A 25,774-nucleotide genomic window follows, 5' to 3' on the forward strand; every position below is an offset into this window, starting at 1 on the left:
TCACAATTGTCTTAATGGCAAATCATCGCATCTGCACGGGAAATCAGGCGCCCAGCCATGCCTGCCAGCTGGCATTGACCACCGCTTTCTCACCTGAATAAGCGGTCTCCTCCACATGACCAGGCAGCTCCTGCAACGCCAGATGGTGCAAGGCATCACGCAGCGTGACATAGGCATGAGTCAGCGCGACCGCCTCTTCCTGCGCCATTTTGCTGCTGTTAGCCAGCAACTCAAGAATGCGCACGTTATCGGACCAGCGGGTGAGCATTGGCTCCTGGGCGGCATAACGCAGCACCAGATATTGCGTAATAAATTCGATATCGGTGATCCCGCCCTGATCGGCTTTGATATCCCAACGCCCTTTGTGCTTGTGCCCCAGATGGGCGCGCATTTTCTCACGCATTTCGCGCACTTCGGTTTTCAGCGCATCAGCCTCACGCGGTATCGAGAGAATGCCACGGCGAATCTGGTCAAAACGCTGGCTCAGGGCCGCGTCACCAAACACGATACGCGCACGCACCAACGCCTGATGCTCCCAGGTCCAGGCCTCATTGCGCTGGTAGTCGTCGAAGGCATCAAAGGTGCTGACCAGCATCCCCGCTGCGCCGGAAGGGCGCAGACGGGCATCCACTTCGTAGAGAATGCCGGAGGAGGTGCGTGTACTGAACAGGTGCATCACACGCTGCGCCAGGCGCAGATAGAACTGCCGCCCGTCAATACTGCGCTCACCCAGCGTCACCGCTTCCGAGGGGCAGTCATGCAGGAAGACCAGATCGAGGTCGGAACTGTAACCCAGCTCCCAGCCCCCCAGCTTGCCGTAGCCTACGACCGCGAAACCGCGCTCGCTATCGCTGGCCAGATGGGAAGGATGCCCGTAGCGCTGTACCATCATGTTCCACGCCTGCTGAACCACGGTTTCAATCATCGCTTCCGCCAGCCAGGTCAGGTGATCGCTCACCTTCATCACCGGCAGGGTTTTGGCAATATCCGCCGCAGCAATACGCAGATGCTGTGCCTGCTTAAACTGACGCAGCGCTTCCAGCTGCTGCTCTTCATCTTCTTCCGGGATACGCAGCAGATATTGTCGCAGCTCATCACGATAGGCATCCGTTGCAGTCGGTTGATACAACGTGGCAGGATCGAGCAGCTCATCCAGCAACAGCGGATGTCGCGCCAGCTGGCTGGCGACCATCGGGGAAGCAGCACACAGGCGAATTAAGTGCTTCAGCGCGCCGTGGAACTCAGTGAGCAGTTCCAGATAGGTGCTGCGCGTCACCACGCCCAGCAACAGCGGCGTCAGACGGCTCAGCGTGACAGACGCATCATCACGCGGCACCACCTCGCTCAGCAGTCGCGGCATCAGTTGGTCCAGCGCCTGACGGCCACGCGGGCCAATCGTGCGTTTATCAACGTCCTGACGGAAATCGGTAATGGTGCGCAGCAACTGCTGGCGTGCAGCGCTGTCGAGATGCGGCACCAGCGGTTCCAGCTCCGCCTCTTCCAGCTGATCCTGCCACAGCACGCCATATTCACCCGCGTCACGGTTTTCACCGTTTTCAGGCGAGTCGTCACCAATCAAATCGTTAAAAATGGTCCGTACCGCCAGCATATGTCGGTCAAGTTCCCGATGTAATGCAGCCCAGTCGGCAAAGCCCATCGCCCAGGCGAGACGCGCGCGATCCAGCTCGCCACCCGGCAGCGTTTGCGTCTGTTCATCGTTGATACTTTGCAGCAGATTTTCCAGCCGACGCAGGAACAGATAGGCATCCTGTAACTGCCCTACCTGCTCTGTCGGTAAGAGACTGAGCTGGCCAATCGCGTCCAGCGTGGGCAGCAGGGAACGCAACTGAAGTGAACGCTCACGCCCGCCACGGATAAGCTGGAACACCTGAACGATAAACTCCGTTTCGCGAATGCCGCCCGCACCGAGCTTAATGTTGTCCGTCAGCCCGCGCCGCCGCACTTCGCGGGCAATCATGCCTTTCATATTGCGCAGTGACTGGATCACGCTGAAGTCGATGTAGCGACGAAACACAAACGGCCGCAGCATCTGGCGCAGTTCTTCGCTCCAGCGGTCATTCCCACCGCCCATCAGGCGCGCTTTGACCATGGCATAGCGTTCCCAGTCGCGTCCCTGCTCCTGGTAATAATCTTCCAGCGCCGCAAAACTCAGCACCAGCGGCCCGCTGTCACCAAATGGGCGCAGGCGCATATCGACGCGATAAACAAAACCATCGGCCGTGGGCTGATCCAGCACCTTGATCAGCCGCTGACCAAGCCGGGTAAAGAACTGAGCATTGTCCAGCTCACGGCGGCCACCCTGAGTGGTGCCGTTTTCAGGCCAGGTGAAAATCAGATCGATATCGGAGGAGAAATTCAGTTCGCCGCCGCCCAGTTTCCCCATACCGAGGATCAACAGCGGCTGGGGTTCTCCGGCGGCATTCATTGGGGTACCAAAATCACGGCAGCAGGCGTGCCATAACCAGTCGCGGGCAGCCACAATCAGGGCTTCCGCCAGTTCGCTCAGTTGGCGCAGGGATTGCTGCGTATCGCTGGTTGCCAGCGTCTGCATCCAGGCAATGCGCGTCAGCATATGACGACGGAACAGGCGGAGTTCGCGCATCAGCGCGTTTTCATCCTGAACCGTTGCCAGCTTTACTTGCAGCCAGTCAGCATAATGATGCCATTCGTCCGGGTGCGGCGGGGAGTGCTGCAACTGCTGCCACCAGTCAGGGTATTTTGCCAGGTTATCACTGATAAAATCGCTAAATACCAATACTGCCTGCTGCTGCGCAGAAGCCTCGCTAAACAGCGGGTTCAGCAACGCGCGCTGTTCCTGCATGGCAGGCGGCAGTGGCTGACCTGATGATGGCACCATACAATAAACACTCCCTTATCCCCTTCATACTTCAAGCTGCAGTTTCGTTTGCCGCCTTGCCACAGCTCGAATTATTTTGGGTATAGATTTAAATGACCCCGAAGCGGGTTACAGACTGCCGTTTTTCCAGAACGCCGACTGTTTCAGCGCCTGCTGACGATGGGCATCCAGCCAGACATCCTGCTGTCCTACAATCGCTTCACGCAGCTGCTTCCAGCTTTGTAACCAGGCATTGACGATGGTGGTATCGTAGGCGCCCGCCAGCAGATGGACCGCCAGAACCTGACGATGCAGACGCGCCAGTTTGTCCTGATATTCACCAGAATGATTGAGGTGGTCGAAGGTCTCTTTCAGATCGGCAGCAATACGGCCCAGCATGATATCGCTGAAGCGTTTGAACGAACCCTGAAGTTTGGCATCCGCCTTTTGATCGACGAACTGACGCCAGCGCTCAGTGGCAATCCAGTGAGTCAGCGCTAACTGGGTTTCCAGCCAGAGCGGACTGAAGCAACATGTTTGCGCATCAAGCTGATCATTCTGCAATGCTTCTTCCAACAGCGTCAGCTTCTGGCGCAGTTCGCTGCTGGCTTTGCGTGGCACCAGCGCACCGTACAGAGAAAACGTCTGGCGCAGCACTTCAAGCGCATCTTTCACTTCATGCAACGCACCCGAATTGCCCCGCAGCCACAGCTCCTCGTGATATTGCCACTGGCTTAATGCCAGCAGGAATGATGCACGCATCCCCTCTTCCACTGTCGCTTTTGGTTTCACTTTCAGCAGCGGAACCGGACGCAGCGGACGCGGCAGGTTACCCTGTGCCAGCGCATAGCCACGAGCCGCTTTGCTAAGGCTACCCAGGCGCAGACCTTCAATCGTTGCCAGCTCAGCGGCAAAGGCCAGCAGGTCATCGCGCTGACCGCTTTTCAGCTCCAGCTCGATTTCCATAAGAGGCTCACTGCGATCATCTGCGGTGACATCACCACAGTCGTAAGCCACTTCTATCTCGCTCTGCAAGTAAGTAACCACCCACTTCTCACGCACAAAGTGCGTGCTAAACAGCGCCTTAAGCTGTGGCTGCAAGGCCGCTACATCAGTTCCTGCTGGCCAGACATCGGCAGGCAGCTGCTGAATATCCAGCTCAGGTTTATCCAGCGCCACATTGTATTCCGGGCGCTGATGCAGCCCACCGATAGTCTGACCGGCGGTTTTCAGCGTCATTTCATAACGATCGCCGAAGCCGCGAATACGCAGCCCCATATCCCAGCGTCGCAGCTGGCTGTCAGCGGTTTCGAAGTAGATATTCGTCAACGCTTGACCGGCAGTGTACTGATGAGGCCAGGCGGTTAATTTGCTGGCGATTTTTGCAGCCGCTTCTGGCGCGGCAATGAACTTTAATTCGATTTCGATGGTCATAATGTCTTATTTACGTCGTTAACGGCAGAGTAAACGGTTAAGGTGTCTGATTATGCTCGCATTGGTTGGCGGGCGATCGTTCCTTATTACCTATGAAGAGTAATGCACAAGAGACAGCACTGTCTCTGGTTTATTACGTTTTCGCGCACAACCTCTCAAGCCGTTTGAGACCAGGATAGTTCTCATTCAGCTTTTTGTGAGGCCGCTCCAGACTGTGCGATTACCTTTTTACAGCCCTTATTTAGAAAGAGTTCGAATGAAAATAACTCACCTCATCGGCCTGACTTTGCTCACATTGAGTGCTGCTGCAACCGTCCACGCCGAAGAAAAGCGCTACATCTCCGACGAGCTGTCCACCTGGGTTCGCAGTGGTCCCGGCAACGATTACCGTCTGATTGGCACGTTAAACGCGGGCGAAGAAGTCGCCCTGTTGCAGTCGAATGACAACAGCAACTATGGTCAAATCCGCGACAGCCAGGGCCGTACCACCTGGATCCCGCTGGCCCAGCTTAGCCAGCAGCCCAGCCTGCGTACCCGCGTCCCGCAGCTGGAAGATCAGGTGAAAGTGCTCACGGCTAAACTGGCCAACATCGACGGTAGCTGGAATAACCGCACCGCCGATATGCAAAAAAAGGTCGCTGGCAGCGATGACGTCATCAACAGCCTGAAAGAAGAGAACCAGCAGTTAAAAAACCAGTTGGTGGTCGCGAAGAAAAAAGTCGATGCGGCCAACGTGCAGCTGGATGACAAACAGCGCACCATCATTATGCAGTGGTTTATGTATGGTGGCGGTGTCGCGGGCGTTGGTCTGGTGTTGGGCCTGCTACTTCCTCATATGATCCCACGCCGGAAAAAAAATGACCGCTGGATGAACTGATCCTGATCGGGTTTACGTTAGGGGCATCTACGGATGCCCTTTTTGCCATGTCTGCGATTTATCCGCAACATGGATGGTATAGTCTGACGATTAATACTCAGTTAATTCTGATTATCAGCTTTGTGGAGACCCGCAGTGAAAACATACCTTGTCGGCGGCGCCGTGCGCGATGGACTGTTGAATTTGCCGGTGAAAGACAAAGACTGGGTGGTGGTCGGTGCCTCTCCTCAGCAGATGCTGGATCTGGGATTTGAGCAGGTAGGCCGCGACTTCCCGGTTTTTTTGCACCCTGAAACCCATGAAGAGTATGCGCTGGCCCGCACTGAGCGTAAATCCGGCAGCGGTTATACCGGGTTTGTTTGCTACTCCGCACCGGATGTCACACTTGAGCAGGATCTGGCGCGACGCGATCTGACCATCAATGCCATCGCGCAGGACGACGAAGGTCACTACTACGATCCTTACGGCGGACGGGACGATCTTGAAAACCGCCTGCTTCGTCACGTCTCTGAAGCCTTCAATGAAGACCCACTGCGCGTGCTGCGCGTGGCGCGTTTTGCTGCCCGTTATGCCCATCTTAATTTTCACATCGCCAGTGACACTCTCGCCCTGATGCAGTCGATGGCCGAGAGCGGCGAACTCTCCCACCTCACGCCTGAGCGCGTCTGGAAAGAGACAGAAGCTGCCTTACAGACACGAAATCCGCAGGTGTTTTTCCAGGTGCTACGTGACTGTGGGGCGCTGGCAGTGCTGTTCCCGGAGCTGGACAACCTGTACGGCGTTCCCGCCCCGGCAAAATGGCACCCGGAGATCGACACCGGCGTGCACACGCTGATGACGCTGGCGATGGCCGCCCAGCTCAGCCCTGAGCTTGAGATCCGTTTCGCCACCTTGTTCCACGATGTGGGCAAAGCGCTGACTCCGCCAGAGAAGTGGCCAAGCCATCACGGACATGGCCCGGCAGGCGTGCCGCTGGTCGCCGCCCTCTGTGAGCGACTGCGCATTCCAAATGCCCTGCGCGATCTGGCACTGCTGGTAACCGAATTTCACGACCTGGTGCATACCGTCCAGAACCAGTCTGCTACCACGCTGGTGGCGCTGTTTGATCGACTGGATGCCTGGCGCAAACCCCATCGCATTGAACAGATCGCACTGACCAGCGAAGCCGATGCCCGTGGACGTACCGGATTCGAAAATAATCCGTATCCTCAGGGCGATTACCTGCGCGAGGCCTGGAAGGTTGCATTGAACGTGTCGACGAAAGAGGTTGTAGCGGCCGGTTTCAAAGGCGCGGAGGTGCGGGAAGAGTTAACGCGGCGCCGTGTGACCGCGTTGGAAAGCTGGAAAAACGCTTAAAAAACGAGGGCCGATCGGAACAAATGATCGGCCCTGGTAGAGATTACAGTACGAATACCGCGTAAACCGCTGCTGCTACGATAAAGCGATAGATAGCGAACGGGATAAACGAAATCCGTTTGATGATGTGCAGGAAGCTCTTAATCGCGATCAGCGCCACGATAAACGCGGTGACAAAACCGACGGCGAACATCGGGAAGTCAGCCATCGTCAGGAAGCCCATGCTCTTGTAGAGATCCAGTCCCGTCGCGCCAATCATCATCGGCACCGCGAGGATAAACGAGAACTCAGACGCCGCATAACGGCTTACGCCCATCAACATCCCACCCGAAATGGTGGCACCAGAACGTGAGAAGCCCGGCCACAGCGCCAGACACTGGAAGCAGCCAATAATAAACGCCTGGCGATAAGTGATGTCGTCCACACCCACCGATTTCGGCTGTTTTGGCTTCAGCAATTCAGCCGCAATCAACAGCACGCCACCCACCACCAACGCATACATCACGTTAACCGGGTTAAACAGCGTTTTGATCTTGTCATGCAGCAACAGCCCAATCACGACGGCGGGCACCATACCCAGCAGGATATGGATCAGCGTCAACTTACCCTGCCCGACACCCTCATGTTTGACTTCACCAAAGTGAATGCCAATCAGGCCGAACAAACGACGCCAGAACATCACTACGACGGCCAGAATCGAGCCGAGCTGAATCACAACTTCAAAGGTCTCCGCTTTTTCGCCTTCAAACCCCAGTAAATGACCGACAATGATCATATGCCCGGTAGAAGATACGGGGAGAAACTCCGTCAGCCCCTCAACAACCCCAAGTATTGCTGCCACCCATAGCTGATGAATATCTGCCATCAAATCTACCCCTAACCCTGTTTAACCCATTAAAAAGGCGGTCGCTTTACGCTTCCGCCCAATGTCCCCCAACTGCATTAGGGCAACCTTAAGACAGAGCATAATGTGGTTTGGTTTCATCGTGATGGCAATGAAAATGGATTTATTTCGGATTAGTCCCGCGTTCAATGACCACGCCCACCTGGCGCGCCTGAGCGACAGCACCCGGTTTACTGACTTTGATTCTGACCCACGGCGAGGCGAATCGAGCCAGCAGCAGCGAGGCAATCTCTTCTGCTACACGTTCGACCAGCGCGAATTTTCCCTGACTGACGTGGTGAATAATCGCTTCCGATACATCAGCATAGCTCAGACAATCGTTAACATCATCACTGGCTGCCGCTTTACGGTTGTCCCAGGCCATTTCGACATCGAACACCAGCTTCTGCTGAATCGTTTGTTCCCAGTCGTAAACGCCAATAGTGGTGATAACGGACAGTTGATCAATAAATACGATATCCATGATACGGCTCTCTGTTTTTGTGGTTGCCGGATACCATCCCCGGCGGTTTATGCGTATTATCCACGGATGCTGACTTTAAAACGACCCCCACAAGACGGAACGGTGTTATGAGTGTATTCGCGCTTGGCATGATCATTTTCGCGTATCTGTGTGGCTCCATCTCCAGCGCGATTTTGGTTTGTCGACTGTTCAGATTGCCGGACCCACGCCACAACGGATCGGGCAACCCAGGTGCCACTAATGTGCTGCGCCTCGGTGGCAAAGGTGCTGCCGCAACGGTACTGGTGTTTGATGTATGCAAAGGGATGCTGCCGGTGTGGCTGGCTTATCACCTGGGCGTCACACCGCTTTATCTTGGCCTGACTGCGATTGCGGCCTGCCTCGGCCATATTTACCCGGTCTTCTTTCATTTCAAAGGCGGCAAAGGCGTGGCCACCGCATTTGGTGCTATCGCCCCAATCGGCTGGGATCTCACGGGTTTAATGACGGGAACCTGGCTGCTGACCGTGCTGTTAAGCGGCTATTCTTCGCTGGGTGCGATTATCAGCGCACTGATTGCTCCCTTCTACGTCTGGTGGTTTAAACCGCAGTTTACCTTCCCGGTTGCCATGCTTTCCTGCCTGATCCTGTTACGTCATCACGACAATATTCAGCGCCTGTGGCGCGGGCAGGAAAATAAGATTTGGAAGAAGAAAAAGAAGAAGGATTCGCAGGGGCCAGAACAGTCCTGACCCCTCAGGAATCAAAGCGCAGGGAGTTCGGCCAGCGGCCAGCGCGGACGCACGGTGACACTGAGATCGGCGTGTTTATCACCTTTCATACGCACCATTCCGGCATACGCGATCATCGCGCCGTTGTCGGTACAGAATTCCGGACGAGCGTAGAACACCTCACCGCCCCGCTTCTGCATCATCTCCGCCAGCTTAGTGCGCAGCGTGCGGTTCGCGCTGACACCGCCGGCAATCACCAGCCGTTTGAATCCACTTTGATCGAGCGCCCGTCGGCATTTTATCGCCAGAGTATCGACCACCGCATCTTCAAAAGCACGCGCAATGTCAGCACGCGTCTGCTCGCTGTCGTCATTGTCACGAATGGTATTCGCCGCGAAGGTTTTCAGGCCGGAAAAACTGAAATCCAGCCCTGGGCGATCGGTCATCGGACGCGGGAAGACAAAGCGCTTTTCCACACCCTGTTGTGCCATTTTTGACAGCATCGGTCCGCCAGGATAGTCCAGCCCCAGCAGCTTGGCCGTTTTATCAAAGGCTTCACCTGCGGCATCGTCCACCGACTCACCCAGCAGAGTATATTCACCAATGCCGGTGACGCTGATTAACTGTGTATGCCCGCCGGAGACCAACAGCGCCACAAACGGGAAGTCAGGTGGGTTATCTTCCAGCATTGGTGCCAGCAGATGCCCTTCCATGTGGTGCACGGCAATCGCCGGGACATCCCAGGCAAATGCCAGCGAGCGGCCAATAGTTGCGCCGACCAGCAGAGCACCGACCAGCCCAGGACCGGCGGTATACGCCACCGCATCGATATCCTGCGCCTGAAGCCCGGCTTCCTTCAGCGCCGCCTGAATCAGCGGCACGGTTTTACGCACGTGATCGCGCGAAGCCAGTTCCGGCACCACACCACCGTAGTCGGCGTGAAGTTTGACCTGGCTATAAAGTTGATTGGCGAGCAAACCGGCCGCATCGTCATAAATGGCAATGCCGGTTTCATCGCAGGATGTTTCAATTCCGAGAACACGCATGGATTTTTCACCTCATTCTTGCGGCGCGCAGTGTAGCATGAAGGCGCTTTTGCGGGCGGCAATTTTCCCAACTGGTCGGTTACACCTTGTACAATAAGGTGTTTTTTTCCCACCAGGGAGGTGGGTTTCGTGTATAATCGGTCCCCTGAAAAAAACCGGCAGCCGCACAGGCGTATCTGTTGGTTACTTAATGCTATGGTGCTTTACAACGAAGCCTGTGTTGGAGTAAAATTCCGCACCATTTTGAAATGAGCTGGCACCGATGTCAGCAGCAAAACCGAATTTATCGAGGTGAGAGTTACATGCCGGTAATTAAAGTACGTGAAAACGAGCCATTCGACGTTGCACTGCGTCGCTTCAAGCGTTCTTGTGAGAAAGCAGGCGTTCTGGCTGAAGTTCGTCGTCGTGAGTTTTATGAAAAACCTACTACCGAACGTAAGCGCGCTAAAGCGTCTGCAGTAAAACGCCACGCGAAGAAACTGGCTCGCGAAAACGCACGCCGCACTCGTCTGTACTAGTATCCTGAGGGTTCGCCCTCATGCTTCACAGACAAGTTAGTAGTTATCAGGCCGTGCTTCCGGAAGGAATGCGCGGCTTGTTGTCGTTTATGAACCATAAATAGAAAGCTTCAGCGTTACCCCGGTAACACTCTGTTTTGATTCCTAAACGCCAATACAGCCAGATACGTAAAGACTCGGAAGTGTTTATTTCTGAGGTTTTCTGTTTCTGGCAAGGCGGCAACGGAGTGAATCCCCGGGAGCTTACATCAGTAAGTGACTGGGGTGAACGATGGCAGCCAACGCAGCCAGAAGCTGAAAGATGAAGGGGATTTATGGCTGGACGCATACCGCGTGTCTTTATCAATGACTTGCTTGCTCGCACGGATATCGTGGATCTTATCGATGCCCGGGTGAAGTTGAAAAAGCAGGGCAAAAACTACCACGCATGCTGTCCTTTTCATAATGAGAAAACGCCCTCTTTCACCGTTAACGGCGAAAAGCAGTTTTATCACTGTTTCGGCTGTGGTGCGCATGGCAACGCTGTCGACTTCCTGATGAATTACGATCGTCTGGAATTCGTTGAAAGCATTGAAGAGCTGGCGACCCTGTATGGTCTGGAAGTGCCGTATGAAAGCGGCAGCGGTCCAACCCAGCTTGAGCGTCATCAGCGTCAAAGTCTCTATCAGTTAATGACCGGCCTGAGCGACTTCTATCGACAGTCACTGACACAAAACGCATCGGCAGGCGCACGCGATTATCTGGCACAGCGCGGCCTGAGCGACGACGTCATTAAGCACTTTTCCATTGGTTTCGCCCCGGCAGGCTGGGATAACGCGTTAAAACGCTTTGGCCGTAATCCTGACGACAAACAGTCGTTGATCGATGCTGGCATGCTGGTCACCAATGACCAGGGCCGCAGTTACGATCGCTTCCGTGAGCGGGTGATGTTTCCCATCCACGATAAACGTGGGCGAGTGATTGGTTTCGGTGGTCGCGTATTAGGCGACGGTATGCCGAAATACCTCAACTCGCCAGAAACCGATATTTTCCACAAAGGTCGCCAATTATACGGCCTGTATGAAGCGCTAAAAAACCACCCGGAGCCGTCCAAATTACTGGTCGTTGAAGGCTATATGGATGTGGTGGCACTGGCACAGTTTGGTGTTGATTACGCTGTCGCTTCACTCGGCACCTCAACCACGGCAGAGCATATTCAGCTTCTGTTCCGGGCAACCGACACGGTGATTTGTTGCTATGACGGCGACAGAGCGGGCCGTGAAGCTGCCTGGCGTGCGCTGGAAACGGCGTTACCTTACATGAATGACGGTCGTCAGCTACGCTTTATGTTCCTGCCTGACGGCGAAGACCCGGACACGCTGGTGCGTAAAGAGGGTAAAGAAGCATTTGAAACACGTATGGAGCAGGCAATGCCGCTCTCGTCGTTTCTGTTTGACACGCTGATGCCGCAGGTGGATTTACGTTCTCTTGATGGTCGGGGACAACTGAGCACTCTGGCAAGACCGTTAATCGATCAAGTACCGGGTGAGACATTACGTATTTATCTGCTCCAGGAACTCGGTGACAAGCTGGGGATACCTGACTATGTGCAGATGCAAAAAAGAACGCCAGGTCAAACAGAAAATGCTAAGCCCCAGCTAAAACGTACAACCATGCGTATACTTATCGGACTGCTGATACAAAATCCGCAGCTGGCAACCATGGTGCCGTCGCTGGATGGGCTTGAGCAGTCAGAAATACCTGGTTTTCCGCTATTCGTGGAGTTAGTGAGTACTTGCGTAGCGCAACCTGGCCTGACGACCGGACAGCTACTAGAGTTATATCGCGGAACAAAATTTAGCCAGAGCCTTGAAACCCTGGCAACATGGAACCACATGATCGTAGATGATGAAGTGGAAACCATGTTTAAGGACTCGCTGGCCAGTATGTATGACGATGCGCTGGAGCGCAGGCTGGAAGAGCTTATCGCCCGCGACCGCACGCATGTACTGAACGCAGAAGAGCGCCGCGAGTTCTGGACATTGAGCCAGGCATTAAAGAAACAGTAAATGAATAAGGTTTTGACCTTATTACACAGAATTTAGAAGCGTTATCGGCGCAGTCAGTTCAGGTGCGGCCAGCGCGCAGAAACCACAGCGTACTGAAGTACGTGAGGATTTCGAGCACCGCCCAATCCTGAAATGGCAAGCAAGATAGCGTCGAAACAAGATCAAAGCGGCTTAAGTGCCGATTATCCGTCAGGTAGATCCTGACAGCCGCCATGACGGGCAGCGGCAATAATCCAAACGCCCTCACTGTTATTGTTGGCACGTTAGCCGACCCGACACCAATCTAATTTAACAGAAGTGTGGATACCGTCTTATGGAGCAAAACCCGCAGTCACAGCTAAAGCTACTTGTCACCCGTGGTAAGGAGCAAGGCTATCTGACCTATGCCGAGGTCAATGACCATCTGCCGGAAGATATCGTCGACTCCGATCAGATCGAAGACATCATTCAGATGATCAACGACATGGGCATCCAGGTTGTGGAAGAAGCGCCTGATGCCGATGATCTGATGCTGAATGAGAACAACAACGATACGGATGAAGATGCTGCCGAAGCCGCTGCTCAAGTGCTCTCCAGTGTTGAATCTGAAATCGGACGAACCACTGACCCGGTGCGCATGTACATGCGTGAAATGGGTACGGTTGAACTGCTGACGCGTGAAGGCGAAATCGACATCGCAAAACGCATCGAAGACGGTATCAACCAGGTGCAGTGTTCCGTTGCTGAATACCCTGAAGCCATCAATTATTTGCTTGAACAGTATGACCGTGTTGAAGCGGGCGATGCGCGTCTGTCCGATCTGATCACCGGCTTTGTCGACCCAAATGCCGAAGCTGAGATCGCACCAACCGCCACCCACGTGGGTTCTGAACTCTCTGCTGAAGAGCGTGAGGAAGAAGAAGAGGATGAAGAGTCTGACGACGACAGCTCCGACGATGACAACAGCATCGACCCGGAACTGGCGCGTGAGAAATTCAACGATCTGCGCGTACAGTACGAAACCACCCGTACCGTAATTAAGGCCAAAAGCCGCAGTCACGCTGACGCGATCGCTGAGATTCAGAATCTGTCTGACGTATTTAAACAGTTCCGCCTGGTGCCGAAGCAATTCGACCTCCTGGTGAACAGCATGCGTACCATGATGGACCGCGTTCGTACCCAGGAACGCCTCATCCTGAAGCTGTGTGTTGAAATCTGTAAAATGCCGAAGAAGAACTTCATCACCCTGTTCACCGGCAATGAAACCAGCGAAACCTGGTTCAAAGCCGCACTGGCAATGAACAAACCGTGGTCAGAAAAACTGAATGATGTGTCAGATGATGTGCATCGCAGCCTGACCAAACTGCAGCAGATTGAAGCAGAAACGGGCCTGACCATTGAGCAGGTTAAAGACATCAACCGTCGTATGTCCATCGGTGAAGCGAAAGCGCGCCGTGCGAAGAAAGAGATGGTTGAAGCGAACTTGCGTCTGGTTATCTCTATCGCCAAGAAGTACACCAACCGTGGCCTGCAGTTCCTGGATCTGATTCAGGAAGGCAACATCGGTCTGATGAAAGCGGTCGATAAGTTTGAATATCGCCGTGGTTATAAGTTCTCAACTTATGCTACATGGTGGATCCGTCAGGCGATCACCCGTTCTATCGCGGACCAGGCACGTACCATCCGTATTCCGGTGCATATGATTGAGACGATTAACAAACTCAACCGTATTTCTCGCCAGATGCTGCAAGAGATGGGCCGTGAACCTACGCCGGAAGAGCTGGCCGAGCGTATGCTGATGCCGGAAGATAAAATCCGTAAGGTGCTGAAAATTGCTAAAGAGCCGATCTCCATGGAGACGCCGATTGGTGATGATGAAGATTCGCATCTGGGTGATTTTATCGAAGACACCACGCTGGAGCTGCCGCTGGACTCTGCGACTTCAGAGAGCCTGCGTTCTGCCACCCATGACGTGCTGGCGGGTCTGACTGCGCGTGAAGCGAAAGTACTGCGTATGCGCTTCGGTATCGATATGAATACCGACCACACGCTGGAAGAAGTGGGCAAACAGTTTGACGTGACACGTGAACGTATCCGTCAGATCGAAGCGAAAGCGCTGCGTAAGCTGCGCCATCCAAGCCGCTCTGAAGTGCTGCGCAGCTTCCTCGACGATTAATCGACGCTGTGTGCAAAGATGGCTCCTCTCTGAGGGGCCATTTTTTTATCTAAAATCCGCGTAATTTCAGTGCAAGATCCAGCTCCGCATAGGCTGCCGTCATCGCCTCCTGTGATGCGCGATTAAGCCCGCTGGGGTTAGGCAACACCCAGATTTCCGTCTCGCCCAGCGTCAACGGCTGGCGGCCCCACTCCACCTTACTGCGACGAAACGCCTGCTGATAAGCCTGCTTACCCAGTACTGCCAGTGCCGCTGGCTGATAGCGCTCAACTTTATCCACCAGCGCCTGTCCGCCACTGCGTAACTCACTGCCTGCCAGCTCACTGGCGAGCACAGTGGGCCGTTCGACCAGCATGGTGATACCGCAGCGCGTTTCCAGCAGTTGCTGTTCCTGCTCAGGGCGAAGCTGCGTATAAGTAAACCGGGCCTGAAAAAGGGTTTTCCAGAAGCGGTTTCCCGGATGGGCAAAATGATAGCCGGTATGCGCGGAGGATTTGCCCGGATTAATGCCACAAAACAGCACCCGCAGGCCGGGCTGAATAATATCGCTAATGCCGTGTGCTTCCATGATGAGATCCCTCCCTGTAAAACAGGCCCCCGCAAGCACGGAAGCCCGTAGAGACGTTAGATCGCTGCGATCACGGCAGCGGTGATCGCTTCGGTTTTCAGCACACCATTAATATGCTGCTGCGCGGTAACCTGCTCAACCGAACGGAGAATAGCGGCCGCTGCGGCAGTCTCGCCCAGATGTTCCAGCATCATCGCCGCCGACCAGATAGCGGCGATGGGATTCGCAATCCCCTGCCCGGCAATATCAGGCGCGGAACCGTGTACCGGTTCAAACATCGACGGCACCGTCGGGTCGGGATTCAGGTTCGCGGAAGCCGCATAACCTAACCCGCCCTGAATGGCAGCACCGAGGTCGGTAAGAATATCGCCAAACAGATTAGAGGCCACAATCACATCGAGGGTTTCCGGGTTCATCACCATACGCGCCGCGATGGCGTCAATATGATAACGATTCACCGTCACATCCGGGTAATCACGGGCAATCTCTTCGGTGACTTCATCCCACATCACCATGGTATATTTCTGCGCGTTCGATTTGGTCACGGACGCGAGGCGCTTGCTGCGTTTTTGCGCCATCTCAAAGCCAAAACGCAGAATACGTTCCACGCCCCGGCGAGTGAAGATGGAGGTTTCCACCGCCACTTCCGCAGGCGTCCCCTGATGGATGCGCCCGCCAGCCCCGCTGTACTCCCCTTCCGTGTTTTCACGAATGCAGAGAATATCAAACTCACTCTTACGCAGCGGGCCTTCCACCCCGGCCAGCAGGCGGTGCGGGCGGACGTTAGCATAGAGATCAAACTGTTTGCGGATCGGCAGCAGCAGACCATGTAGCGAAACGTTGTCTGCCACTTTTTCTGGCCAGCCTACGGCGCCCAGCAAGACGGCATCAAACTGGCTCAGCGTTTCAATGCCGTTCTTCGGCATCATCTCACCGTGCTCAAGGTAATACTCGCAGGACCACGGAAACCACTCGCCACTCAGGGCAAAATCAAATCGGCCTGCACTGTGTTCCAGCACCTGCCAGGCAGCTTGCGTGACATCCACACCAATACCGTCACCGGGGATCACGGCCACTTGATAGCTTTTCATGACTCTCCTTGGATTAATAAGATAACCATCAGAATGACATCTTCGCCCAGGTGGCTAAATTGTGCTGCTTTTTTCGGGTCGCCCGGCGGCAGATGCTGCCGAATACGCAGGCTGCGCGTATCCGGCATTTTGACAGGGCACAGGAATTACATTACCTGCTGAATCGCCCAGATGGCCAGCGCATGATCTTCATGGGAAGGCAGGCCGCTGACGGTCACTGCACCAATCACACCGCCGTTCCCCAGCAACAGCGGGAAGCTACCACCGCTGTCGGTATAACGCTGTTGATCAAGGAATTTCATTTCAGACATCGGCGTTCCCTGGGCCTTATTCAGCTCCTGGGCATACAGGGAAGAGTGCGCATTGCGCAGAACGGTGTGGCGTTTACGGGCGATCCACTCCAGGTTCTCCGAACTGGAACCACTGAGCGAGGTACTGAACAGCACCTGACCAAAGGCATACACTTCAATCGCAACCGGCAGATTTTCACTGGCGGCCCTTTCGCGCAGCAGGCTGCCAATTTTCCATGCAGTATCAAAATCAAACTGACTGACACGTACGGTCGCTTCCTGCTGTAACAGGGTTTCAAGGCTGGGAATGGCTGACATGGGTTTCTCCGACAAAGTTAATGAGTCTGCCTTGCAGGGTAAGTGATATTAATTTTTCATTAAATTAAAAAAAGAAATAAAAATTTTATTTGAGAGAAAGATCAACAATTGGGGTGCAACGGGGAGTAACAACGGGTCGCAAGCGACCCGTTGTCCGTATCAGCGAAAGACGCTAACGGCTTCAACCAGACGATCGGCCTGATGCTTCATGCGCTGCGCGGCCAGCGCACCTTCGCTCACCAGCGCGCTGTTATCATGCGTCAGCCGATCGAGCGCCTCTACCGCCTGGCCCACTTCATTCAGCCCGGTGCCCTGCTCGGCGGTGGCTATGCTGATCTGCTGCAATAACTCAGTGACGTTCTGCACTTTTTCGACGATATCACCAATGGCTTTCCCGGCTTCATGCACCTGCCCGGCACCCGATTGTACCTTCAGGTTACTGGCGGCAATCAGATGACGGATCTCGCTGGCCGCACCCGCGCTACGCTGAGCAAGGCTGCGCACCTCGCCTGCGACCACGGCAAAACCTTTCCCCTGCTCACCGGCCCGTGCCGCTTCCACCGCGGCATTCAGCGCCAGAATATTGGTCTGGAAAGCGATGCTGTCGATCAGGCCGGTAATGGTGGCAATCTGCCGTGAACTCTCGGCAATCTCATCCATCGTGACCACCACGTTTTGCATCACCTCACCGCCCTTGACGGCGGCACTGCTGGCGGTACGCGAGAACTGGTTCGCCTGCTCGGTGCTTTCGCCATTGCGCTGCACCGTGCTGGTCATCTGATTCATGGTGCTGGCCGTCTGCTGAACGCTGGCCGCTGTCTGCTCGGTGTGGCTGCTGATTTTGTCATTGCCGCGCGCCAGTTCATCGCTGGCGCGATGCACATCCAGCACCTGATCGCTGACGTCATTTAATAACCAGCGGAACATCAGCCCCAGCTGCCCGACTGCACGCAGCGTGGTACCAATCTCATCCACTCGATCAAGGTGTTCGACATGCGGATTTGCCCCGGTCGCCACGTTCAACGCCTGACGACACACGGCGGCCAGCGGCCGGGCAATCTGGCGTTGCAGCCAGCTATCCACCAGCAGCGCCATCAAGGCTGAGAACAGCGTAAACCCGCCCAGCGCCGCACCACTTAACCCCACCACACATGCCGCTGCGACCAGCGGTAACCACAAGGCCAGCACTGCACTGCGGATGCGCCAGCGCAGTGGCATCGTTTTCAGCAGCGTCAGGCCGCTCAGCCAGCCCGTGCGCAACAGCAGCCCGCGATGCAAACGCCAGCCCTTCATCCGCCCCTGATTCATTTTCTGATACAGCGCCTCAGCCCCACGGACCTCCTCCGCTGAAGGCTTGATGCGTACCGACATATGCCCCTGGATTTCACCGTTGCGGATCACCGGCACCACATTGGCACGCACCCAGTAATGGTCACCGTTTTTACGACGGTTTTTCACCAGTCCGGTCCAGGGCAATCCCTGCTTCAGGGTGGCCCACATATCGGCAAACGCCGCTTTTGGCATATCAGGGTGACGAACCAGATTATGGGGCTGACCGTCGACTTCACTGCGGTCGTAGCCACTCACTTCGATAAATGCACTGTTGGCATAAGTGATGTAGCTGCGGGCATCGGTGGTGGTCATTAGGGTGGTATCGTCGTCGAGCAGGTGTTCCTGCTGAGTCACAGGCTGATGGGTGTGCATTATAACGACCTTGTTATGATTGTAAGAGTTTTGCAGGTATTTAAGCAGGGGTTGTCGGCAGGATGTGACGAAAGCTTTAACAATTTTCATCTGATTTGTGCGACAGCACACAACTGTCGCCTCATTTCAGGTGCGAACGAACGCTTCTCGCAGCCAGTGGATAAAACCGCTCACCGCGCGCGGAACCTGCGCAGACCACGGACGCACCACGTACAGCATATCGGCAAAGGCACCCACCGCCTGCCACTGCGGCAGTAATTGCACCAAAGAACCATCCGTTAGCGCGGCTTGAGCACTGAAGTCCGGCAGCAGCGCAATCCCCAGGCCCTCCAGGGCGGCATCGCGGATCGACTCACTGTTATTGGTGGCAAACGGCCCGCTGACATTCACAGCGATACGCTCACCGCCCGTCAGCGGCTGGAAACTCCAGCGCGGCAGCTCCACCCCGCGTGGATAGTAGAGGCACAGATGCTCACTCAGCGCCTGCGGGCTGGCCGGGTGATCGTAACGGGCAAGATACGCCGGTGATGCCACCACCACCGCGTGGGTGTGGCACAACGGCAACGCCACATGGGTTTCCGGCAGGCTGTTACTGTGGCGGATGGCGAGATCAAACCCCTCACTGGCCAGCGACACAAGGCGATCGGACACTTCCAGCTGAACACGCACCTGGGGATGCTCGCGCAGAAAGGCAGTGATATGCGGCACCAGCTGCTGGCGCGCAAAAGCCACGGGCGCCGTCACCCGCACCAGCCCGCGCAATGGTCCGGCAGAATCGCGCACGCTGAAAAAGCTTTGTTCGATCTGGGCAAATGGCGCACGCAGATCGTCCACCAGCTTCTCCCCGGCACTGGTGAGCCGCACGCTGCGCGTGGTGCGCGTTACCAGCGGCACGCCAGCCAGCTGCTCCAGCTCTTTGATCTTCTGCGACATCGCCGCCTTGCTCACTTCCAGCCGCTCGGCGGCGGCAGTAAAACTGCCCTGTTCCGCCAGCACGGTCAGCCAGTGCAGGTGATTCCACAGCGCATCCGTCTTCAGCTCTTTCATTGGTATTGTTCACTATAGTAAATAATCAATTCAAGTATAGCGCTTTTTCCCGATGGCGATTATGGGTAAATTGGTCCTCAGAGACAGACGCGGAGAAACAACCGCCCGCCCCTGTCCAGCACGCATTTTCACTTACAATCTCGAGGTTTCCATGCCGTTACTGCAATTTGATGTCATTCAGGGTCGTTCAGAATCAGAACTGAAAACACTGCTGGATGCCGCGCACCGTGCGGTACTGACGGCGTTTAAGGTGCCCGAGCGCGATCGCTACCAGATTGTTCACGAAAACAAAGGCTATCAGATGGTGTTTGAAGATACCGGCCTTGGATTGCAGCGTACTGATAATCTGGTGATGGTGCGGGTGTTTACCAGCCCACGCAGCAGCGAGCAAAAACAGTTCTTTATGGCCGAGTTGTGCCGGGAGTTGAAGGAGAGCTGCGGCATCCTGCCGTCGGACGTGATGATCACCTTTATTACCAATGAAAAAGGTGACTGGAGCTTCGGTAATGGTGAAGCGCAATACCTGACCGGCGCGCTGTAAGCCTGCGTCAGACTGGCAGCAGCTCGTAGCGCTTTTTGTACTCTCGCGGGCTAACGCCAACATGCTGACGAAAGATGCGGGAAAAATAGAGCGCATCGTCATATCCCACCGCCTGCGCCACCTGAGCAATACTCAGATGGGTCGACTGCAACAGATTACTGGCGCGGATGACACGCTGCTGTTCACGCCAGGCAAAAATTGTCATCTTCATTTCGCGTTTAAACAGATGGGCGACCCGCGAAGGTGAAAGGAAGACCTGGCGGGCCAGTTGCTCAATGGTCAGGTCCTCTGCCAGGCGGTCATTGAGATACTGGCACAGCGTACTGATACGTGGCTCAATTGCCTGATGACTGGACAGCGGCTGCCGCTGAAAGCAGTCAATAATCAGCCGTTCCAGCGCATTCATCGCCAGCGCTTCCGCCAGCAAACCACTGCGGCCATTCTGCTGAATCACTTCAAGGAACAGTCGCTGCGCCTGTTCACTCGCCTGACGCTGTGGCAGGGAGGTAATGCCGATGCTGTTGATCACCCGATCCCAGCGCAGCCAGTCAAGCCAGTAGGGGCGTGGCAGGAAGTAGATCCACAAGTGATCCCAGTGTTCATGATGTTCGGCGCGGCCATAGTGATGCGCCACGCCGGGAGGAAACAGGAACAGATCGTTTTCCCGGCTGGCAATATCGCGACATCCTGCGCGGATACGTCCCTCACCGCGCAGGGTCAGATGCAGGATATAGCCCTTCATGCCCTCCGGCCGGTTAATGTAATAATCCAGTTTGCTGCCGCGTGAAATAGGGGTAAAACCGGCCACCAGCCAGGCGCTGAAGGTAAAACTTTTCATCAAGGGTGAGTCGTTCACCATATCCTGCTGATTGAGTTCCATATTCCTGCTCTGTTCACCGGTTACCCCACTGCCTCAGTCTCCCGGCGTAAATTGATAAATATGCACGCCCCAGGGATCAAGGCAAACCTCGTCTCCCGCGTTCACACGGACTCCGTGGAGCACGTCCTCTGCCGCCTGCGGCAGGCTAAAGCGTATCGCCGTCGCTGAATAATTAAAACAGAACATCAGCGGGTTGCCCGCTTTATTGATCGTTTTACGCGTCACCAGCGGGAAGCGGTATCCGGCTGTCTGACCACTCAGCCGCTGGACCAGGCGGGCAATCAGAGATTTACCCGCCAGGAAGCCCAGGTAGATCGCCTTGCCCGCACCATAGTCGGCCTCAGTGATCGCCGCATAGTTGCCCCACGCCGGATGCTGATAGCGCGCCAGCACCTGCACTCGCGGATCGTCATCCGGGGTCAACAGCTCCATCCACAGTTCAACCGGCTCACCCTGCTCCAGGTGCAGATCGGAACAGCTGCTCAGTGTCACCTCCTGCGGCAGAACGAACTGGCTGTAACTGACCCGGCAGCTCTGGTTAAGTATCCCGGGCTGACGCTCCGCGCGCACTTTAACATGCTGATCGCTGAAGCCGCTTTTGAAACCAATTAAGGCCTGGCCGCCCGACTCAATATAGCGATTAATGCGCATCAACAGCGCATCATCGGCAGCATACAAGGCAGGGACCACAACCACCCGGTAGCGAGCACTATCCGCATCAATATCGTTGATAATATCCACGCCGATATTCGCGTCGTAGAGCGCATCATAGAAACGGCGGAAAATATCGTTATAAACGTTGGTTTGCGCCTCTCCCGGCTTAAACCAGTTGAAGGCTTCCATCGCCGAATTGCTGATTAAGATAGCCACGTCGTTTTCACAGCGCAGGGCGTCGAGCGTGGCTGACAGACGGGCAAAATCAGCGCCGATGGTTTTTGCCTCCAGATAGGTGGGATTCGCCGAGAAATCATGGCTTAACAGCCCTTTCCAGTAGGTCTCAAACGAATTATGAATCGAATGCCAGTGCCAGTACGACACCATTTTGGCCCCGAAGGCAATATGGCTGAAGGCCTGCAAACGCAGCTGGCCGGGGAACGGCGTCCACTGAGCAAAACCCTGCGCCTGAGTTTCCAGCACCAGGTAGTTTGCCCCCTGTTTTAGCCCGCGCGTCACATCGCCGCCAAAGGCGATCTCCCGGCCGGTCAGCTGCTGCTGGGAGGGATGATAGATATCCACCCCGGCAATGGTCAGTGCCTCAGCCGCAGCAAAATGATCAACCCGTGGTTGAATGCCGTACGAGTAACCGCGCCACTCAAAATCAAAGTTGTGGGTGATAAACTGCTCTGGCTGCTTATATTCAGCGACAATCCGGCTTTGCCAGGCCAGATAATCCGTCACTTTCTGACGCTGGAATGCCGCAAAGGCACTGCCCAGACTGGCGTTGATGGTGCTCTCTGGCGGCGGGAAATCCTGCCAGTTATCAATACGATTGCTCCAGTAGTCCAGCCCGAAGTCGGCATTCATCTGGCGAATATCCGGGTAGCGCTGTTGCAGGCTGAGAATAAACTGCTGCCGCATCTCCGGGCCGACGTTATCGTAATGTTTGGTTTCGTTATCCAGCTGGTAACCGATAATGGCAGGATGATGCTGCACATGGCCCAGCAGCACACGGATGATGTTTTCGGCATAACGCAGAAACACCGGGCTGACGATATCCATAATCTGGCGGCGACCATATTTCTGCTGCCCGGAGGCGGTGGTGACCATCACCTCCGGGTATTTTTGTGCCAGCCAGGCGGGAATGGCGTAAGTCGGGGTGCCGATAATCACATGGATCCCGGCCTGATGCATGGCATCCAGCACACGATCAATGTGCCAGAAGTTGTATTCCCCTTCCTGCGGCTCCAGCGTGCTCCATGTCGACTCCGCGATACGTACCACGTTAATGCCGGCATCGAGCATCATGGCGATATCTTTTTCCAGCCGCTCCTCCGGCATATATTCGTCGTAGTAAGCCACTCCGTAATAGAGCTGAGACATCTTCTCCCCCTTATTCAGTAATAATATGATTGCGGCGGGCAAACAGCCGCGTGCCTTCCAGCGTGAAGAATGAAATAGCGGTAAACACCAGTGCAACGCTGCCAAGAATGATATAGCTCTCGGCAAAGCCCATATTTTTGTACATATGACCAATAGCACTGGAGAGGAAAATTTCGCTGAAGCGTTTAGAGAACTGGAATCCAATAAGATAGACGGTAGCGGACAGCCAGGGATTAAAGTTGGCGATAATATATTTTAATCCTGCTACCAGAAACACCGAACTTTCGAAACCATGCAGCATTTTCACGGCGCTGATCGACACCGGGCCAACCGCATAAGCGGAGCCGATAATACGCAGGCTCATAATCAGACCACAGTAAATCAGCGCATTTTTAGAGCCTATTTTATTGACGAACCAGGGCGCAAAGAACATCACCACCGCATCGAGGAATATTTGCGCGGTATACAGATAGCCAAACACTTCAGCACCCCGCGCTTTCGACGAGAAGAAATGGCTGTAGTAGATGGCAAACTGCTGGTCGTAGGTTTCATACACTGCGCCGACGCCGACCATATAGAGGCAGAAGAACCAGAATTTACGCAGTTTTAGCAGGTTGCGCACATCCTGCAACGTCACGGGGGTGCGGGGTGCGGCGGCTGCATTGGCAACACCAGCCACCTTCGGATCGGTTTTCCAGACAATCAGCATCAGGGCGATACCGCCTGCACTGGCCATCCAGAAAATATAATCCTGATTAATCCCGTAAAGTTCACCCGCCAGGAATGTCCCAATTGCGGCACCAATGCCGCCAAACATACGGGCACGGCCAAACTCAAAGCCGGTCATACGACTGACTTTATCAATATAGGCTTCGCAGACTCCACATCCGGCACCAAATGCCAGGCCGATATAGACACCACCGGCAAACGCACCGAGGATCACATTATATTTTAACAGCGGAGCAAAGACCCAAATCCAGTAAGGAGCAAAAAGCGTAATAATCACCGCCAGCATCCACATCAGATGCTTACGAAATACCAGACGGTCAGCAACAAAACCAAATATCGGTTGCACGCAGACAGAGACAATAGCGGTAAAGGAATAAACCAGCCCCACATCCGCATAATCAATGCCGATGGTATCGGTCAGCCATAATGAAAGATACGGATAACAACTGCCCCAGCCAATAAAGAAAAACAAAAAAAACAGGCAACACATCAAATAATTTTTTTCAATCTTAAACATGATGCACCTCTTCCATATGACGGCCTGATTACCGTTTTGAGATGCGCTAACTTAACGCCAATTAATTCGACAAAGCAGGAGTGACACGCTGGCAACATAGAAAAATCTGCTGCTACGGAAAGGTTTGTGAGGTAACTCACGTCGGGGGAGAGGCAAAACGTGTGGGAAAGCACGCTGACGCGCTGGCATGATGCCAGCGCGTCAGCAAAGACTCAGAAGTCGTAACGCAGACGGACCACGTTCATATCACCCAGATCGTCAGTGCTGGAGGTGAATACGTGTTCATAATCAATACGGAAACCGTAATCCAGTTTGAGGGTCACACCCACACCGTTATCAATACGGTGGTAATCACGCCCCGTCACATACTGCATGCGGTCACCCATCACGTACGGCATCACGGATTTCAGTCCATAAGCACCGACCGGCACGGTATAACCGGCAAGGTATTCAATCCCCCACGCGTTACCAGAGAAGTAGTTATTCACATCCGCTTTTTTGGTCGTGAGGAAGTTATCGTACCAGCCACCACCGGCGGTGAAGGTCCAGTTATCTGGCGTCCAGCTCAGCGCCGTACCGATAATGTTCTGGTCGTAGCTCTTCTCATCGTCGTTACCCGGATTACGCATCTCTGCGCGAACGTAGTTCCACGCCCCACCCCACGTCAGGTCTTTGGTGATGTGGTAATCCACACCCAGAGAACCGCCGCCTTCACGTTTATATCGCAGACCGTTACCTGGCAAGTAATCGCTGTCAGAGAACAGATAGGAGGCGTACACATCGGCATCGCCAAAGGTGTTTTTGTACTTCAGCATTTTACGACCGCGATAAGAACTATCGTAATCACCGTTAATGCCGTTACCCGGTGCCTGGGCGAGCATATCGTAATCCCAGATATCGGTTTTCACCCCCACGACATCGTAATAAACGCTGTTCTGCTGGCCAAAGGTCAGCTGGCCCCAGGTATTACTTTTCAGGCCGGTATATAACATACGGCGCGAGGTATTATTTGCCCCATTAGCATGATGGTTATCCCAGCTAAAGACGGCCGGAATATTCACGCCCAATTCGTAATAACTGATCCAGCTAACATCATCGAACAGATAATAGTCAGCGGCGAAACGGAAACGGGTACCGCCATCAAAACCATTTCTTTTATAGGAACCTTTATCGCCATCGCCGGTCATATTATTGAACTGAGGACGAATACTGCCGCCCACGGTAAAGTTCAGACGGCTTAACGGATCACCGGCCTGCGGGTCCTGTTTCAGAAGGGTAATCTCAGCGTGTGCAGCAAATGGGGTACTGCCGACAATCAGCCCCAGACCAATGGCCTGAGTGATAACTCGCATCTTTGTTAACATTTTTATTCCTGCGTAATATAGTCAAATAAATAGCACAAAAATATTATCCTGAACCGCATTAAAAAATACTCACCGACGTTACTGTTTTGTGCTGCTTGCGCAGCAAAGAGATTAAGAAAAAGCTTCAAAAGGTAAATTACGTTATAATTACAGTCATGTTGTGCTGTATTTTATAAAACTGGTAAATATATATGACTAACACCGAAAAACAGGTAACCCAATTTATTGTGCTGATATTTTTTGTACACCGTTATTTTTACGCTCCACCAACACAGGTTTGCTAAGAGGTCACCTGACCAGAAAGTCGAAGCCCCTCC

Annotated in this window: 21 protein-coding genes; 7 read left to right on the forward strand and 14 right to left on the reverse strand. The window is 54.4% G+C overall.

What is annotated here, in order from left to right; translation table 11 throughout:
* Positions 1-43 precede the first annotated feature (43 nt).
* Both glnE and ACFL9S_RS22325 read right to left on the reverse strand, forming a co-directional pair.
* Entirely contained in the window at positions 44-2,878 is a 2,835-nt protein-coding gene (gene glnE / locus ACFL9S_RS22320; RefSeq protein ID WP_405264058.1) for a bifunctional [glutamate--ammonia ligase]-adenylyl-L-tyrosine phosphorylase/[glutamate--ammonia-ligase] adenylyltransferase, read from the reverse strand.
* A gap of 108 nt (positions 2,879-2,986) precedes the next feature.
* Positions 2,987-4,291 carry an inorganic triphosphatase gene (locus ACFL9S_RS22325; RefSeq protein ID WP_405264059.1) on the reverse strand — a complete coding sequence of 435 codons (1,305 nt, stop codon included), beginning with the start codon at positions 4,289-4,291 and terminating at the stop codon, positions 2,987-2,989.
* Positions 4,292-4,547: 256 nt separating this feature from the next.
* On the opposite strand from ACFL9S_RS22325, the gene ACFL9S_RS22330 reads away from it, so the two are divergent.
* On the forward strand, positions 4,548-5,168 hold the full coding sequence (locus tag ACFL9S_RS22330) for a TIGR04211 family SH3 domain-containing protein (RefSeq protein WP_405264060.1): 621 nt from the start codon (positions 4,548-4,550) through the stop codon (positions 5,166-5,168).
* A gap of 135 nt (positions 5,169-5,303) precedes the next feature.
* A complete protein-coding gene (locus ACFL9S_RS22335) occupies positions 5,304-6,524 on the forward strand; it encodes a multifunctional CCA addition/repair protein (protein ID WP_405264061.1) in 1,221 nt (406 codons plus the stop codon).
* A 43-nt stretch (positions 6,525-6,567) separates the two neighbouring features.
* Here the strand turns inward: ACFL9S_RS22335 and bacA are convergent, their stop codons facing one another.
* On the reverse strand, positions 6,568-7,389 hold the full coding sequence (gene bacA / locus ACFL9S_RS22340; RefSeq protein ID WP_405264062.1) for an undecaprenyl-diphosphate phosphatase: 822 nt from the start codon (positions 7,387-7,389) through the stop codon (positions 6,568-6,570).
* A 142-nt stretch (positions 7,390-7,531) separates the two neighbouring features.
* Complete coding sequence (gene folB / locus ACFL9S_RS22345; RefSeq protein ID WP_405264063.1) at positions 7,532-7,891, reverse strand: bifunctional dihydroneopterin aldolase/7,8-dihydroneopterin epimerase; 360 nt, start codon at positions 7,889-7,891, stop codon at positions 7,532-7,534.
* A 107-nt stretch (positions 7,892-7,998) separates the two neighbouring features.
* Between folB and plsY the strand changes: the two genes are divergently transcribed.
* Positions 7,999-8,622 carry a glycerol-3-phosphate 1-O-acyltransferase PlsY gene (gene plsY, locus ACFL9S_RS22350; RefSeq protein WP_405264064.1) on the forward strand — a complete coding sequence of 208 codons (624 nt, stop codon included), beginning with the start codon at positions 7,999-8,001 and terminating at the stop codon, positions 8,620-8,622.
* A gap of 11 nt (positions 8,623-8,633) precedes the next feature.
* Here the strand turns inward: plsY and tsaD are convergent, their stop codons facing one another.
* The gene (gene tsaD, locus ACFL9S_RS22355; protein ID WP_405264065.1) at positions 8,634-9,647 is read right to left on the reverse strand and encodes a tRNA (adenosine(37)-N6)-threonylcarbamoyltransferase complex transferase subunit TsaD; all 1,014 of its coding nucleotides are present in this window, start codon (positions 9,645-9,647) and stop codon (positions 8,634-8,636) included.
* A gap of 302 nt (positions 9,648-9,949) precedes the next feature.
* On the opposite strand from tsaD, the gene rpsU reads away from it, so the two are divergent.
* The 3 genes from rpsU to rpoD all read left to right on the forward strand — a co-directional run bounded on the left by rpsU (position 9,950) and on the right by rpoD (position 14,368).
* Complete coding sequence (gene rpsU / locus ACFL9S_RS22360) at positions 9,950-10,165, forward strand: 30S ribosomal protein S21 (RefSeq protein ID WP_001144069.1); 216 nt, start codon at positions 9,950-9,952, stop codon at positions 10,163-10,165.
* Positions 10,166-10,479: 314 nt separating this feature from the next.
* Positions 10,480-12,213, forward strand: coding sequence for a DNA primase (gene dnaG / locus ACFL9S_RS22365; RefSeq protein ID WP_405264066.1), 1,734 nt, complete (start codon positions 10,480-10,482; stop codon positions 12,211-12,213).
* Positions 12,214-12,526: 313 nt separating this feature from the next.
* Positions 12,527-14,368 (forward strand): RNA polymerase sigma factor RpoD, encoded by a 1,842-nt coding sequence (gene rpoD, locus ACFL9S_RS22370; RefSeq protein WP_405264067.1) that lies wholly within the window; start codon positions 12,527-12,529, stop codon positions 14,366-14,368.
* Positions 14,369-14,417: 49 nt separating this feature from the next.
* On the opposite strand, the gene mug is transcribed toward rpoD, so the two are convergent.
* The 5 genes from mug to ACFL9S_RS22395 form a co-directional block, all read right to left on the reverse strand.
* Entirely contained in the window at positions 14,418-14,936 is a 519-nt protein-coding gene (mug, locus tag ACFL9S_RS22375; protein ID WP_405264068.1) for a G/U mismatch-specific DNA glycosylase, read from the reverse strand.
* A gap of 56 nt (positions 14,937-14,992) precedes the next feature.
* Positions 14,993-16,027 (reverse strand): tartrate dehydrogenase, encoded by a 1,035-nt coding sequence (locus tag ACFL9S_RS22380; protein ID WP_405264069.1) that lies wholly within the window; start codon positions 16,025-16,027, stop codon positions 14,993-14,995.
* Between the two features lie 146 nt (positions 16,028-16,173).
* Positions 16,174-16,635 (reverse strand): heme-degrading domain-containing protein, encoded by a 462-nt coding sequence (locus ACFL9S_RS22385; protein ID WP_405264070.1) that lies wholly within the window; start codon positions 16,633-16,635, stop codon positions 16,174-16,176.
* A gap of 159 nt (positions 16,636-16,794) precedes the next feature.
* Positions 16,795-18,339 (reverse strand): methyl-accepting chemotaxis protein, encoded by a 1,545-nt coding sequence (locus ACFL9S_RS22390; protein ID WP_405264071.1) that lies wholly within the window; start codon positions 18,337-18,339, stop codon positions 16,795-16,797.
* Between the two features lie 126 nt (positions 18,340-18,465).
* The gene (locus ACFL9S_RS22395; RefSeq protein ID WP_405264072.1) at positions 18,466-19,386 is read right to left on the reverse strand and encodes a LysR family transcriptional regulator; all 921 of its coding nucleotides are present in this window, start codon (positions 19,384-19,386) and stop codon (positions 18,466-18,468) included.
* Positions 19,387-19,537: 151 nt separating this feature from the next.
* Between ACFL9S_RS22395 and ACFL9S_RS22400 the strand changes: the two genes are divergently transcribed.
* Entirely contained in the window at positions 19,538-19,927 is a 390-nt protein-coding gene (locus tag ACFL9S_RS22400; RefSeq protein ID WP_405264073.1) for a tautomerase family protein, read from the forward strand.
* A 7-nt stretch (positions 19,928-19,934) separates the two neighbouring features.
* Here ACFL9S_RS22400 and araC read toward each other — a convergent pair whose 3' ends face one another.
* The 4 genes from araC to ACFL9S_RS22420 form a co-directional block, all read right to left on the reverse strand.
* Entirely contained in the window at positions 19,935-20,807 is an 873-nt protein-coding gene (gene araC, locus ACFL9S_RS22405) for an arabinose operon transcriptional regulator AraC (RefSeq protein WP_405264074.1), read from the reverse strand.
* 33 nt (positions 20,808-20,840) lie between these two features.
* Positions 20,841-22,847, reverse strand: coding sequence for a beta-galactosidase (locus ACFL9S_RS22410; RefSeq protein WP_405264075.1), 2,007 nt, complete (start codon positions 22,845-22,847; stop codon positions 20,841-20,843).
* 10 nt (positions 22,848-22,857) lie between these two features.
* Positions 22,858-24,093, reverse strand: a complete 1,236-nt coding sequence (locus tag ACFL9S_RS22415; protein WP_405264076.1) for an oligosaccharide MFS transporter — start codon at positions 24,091-24,093, stop codon at positions 22,858-22,860.
* Between the two features lie 212 nt (positions 24,094-24,305).
* Complete coding sequence (locus tag ACFL9S_RS22420; RefSeq protein ID WP_405264077.1) at positions 24,306-25,457, reverse strand: porin; 1,152 nt, start codon at positions 25,455-25,457, stop codon at positions 24,306-24,308.
* Positions 25,458-25,774: the final 317 nt, after the last annotated feature.

The organism is Erwinia sp. AnSW2-5 (assembly GCF_045107195.1).
GTDB lineage: Bacteria > Pseudomonadota > Gammaproteobacteria > Enterobacterales > Enterobacteriaceae > Erwinia.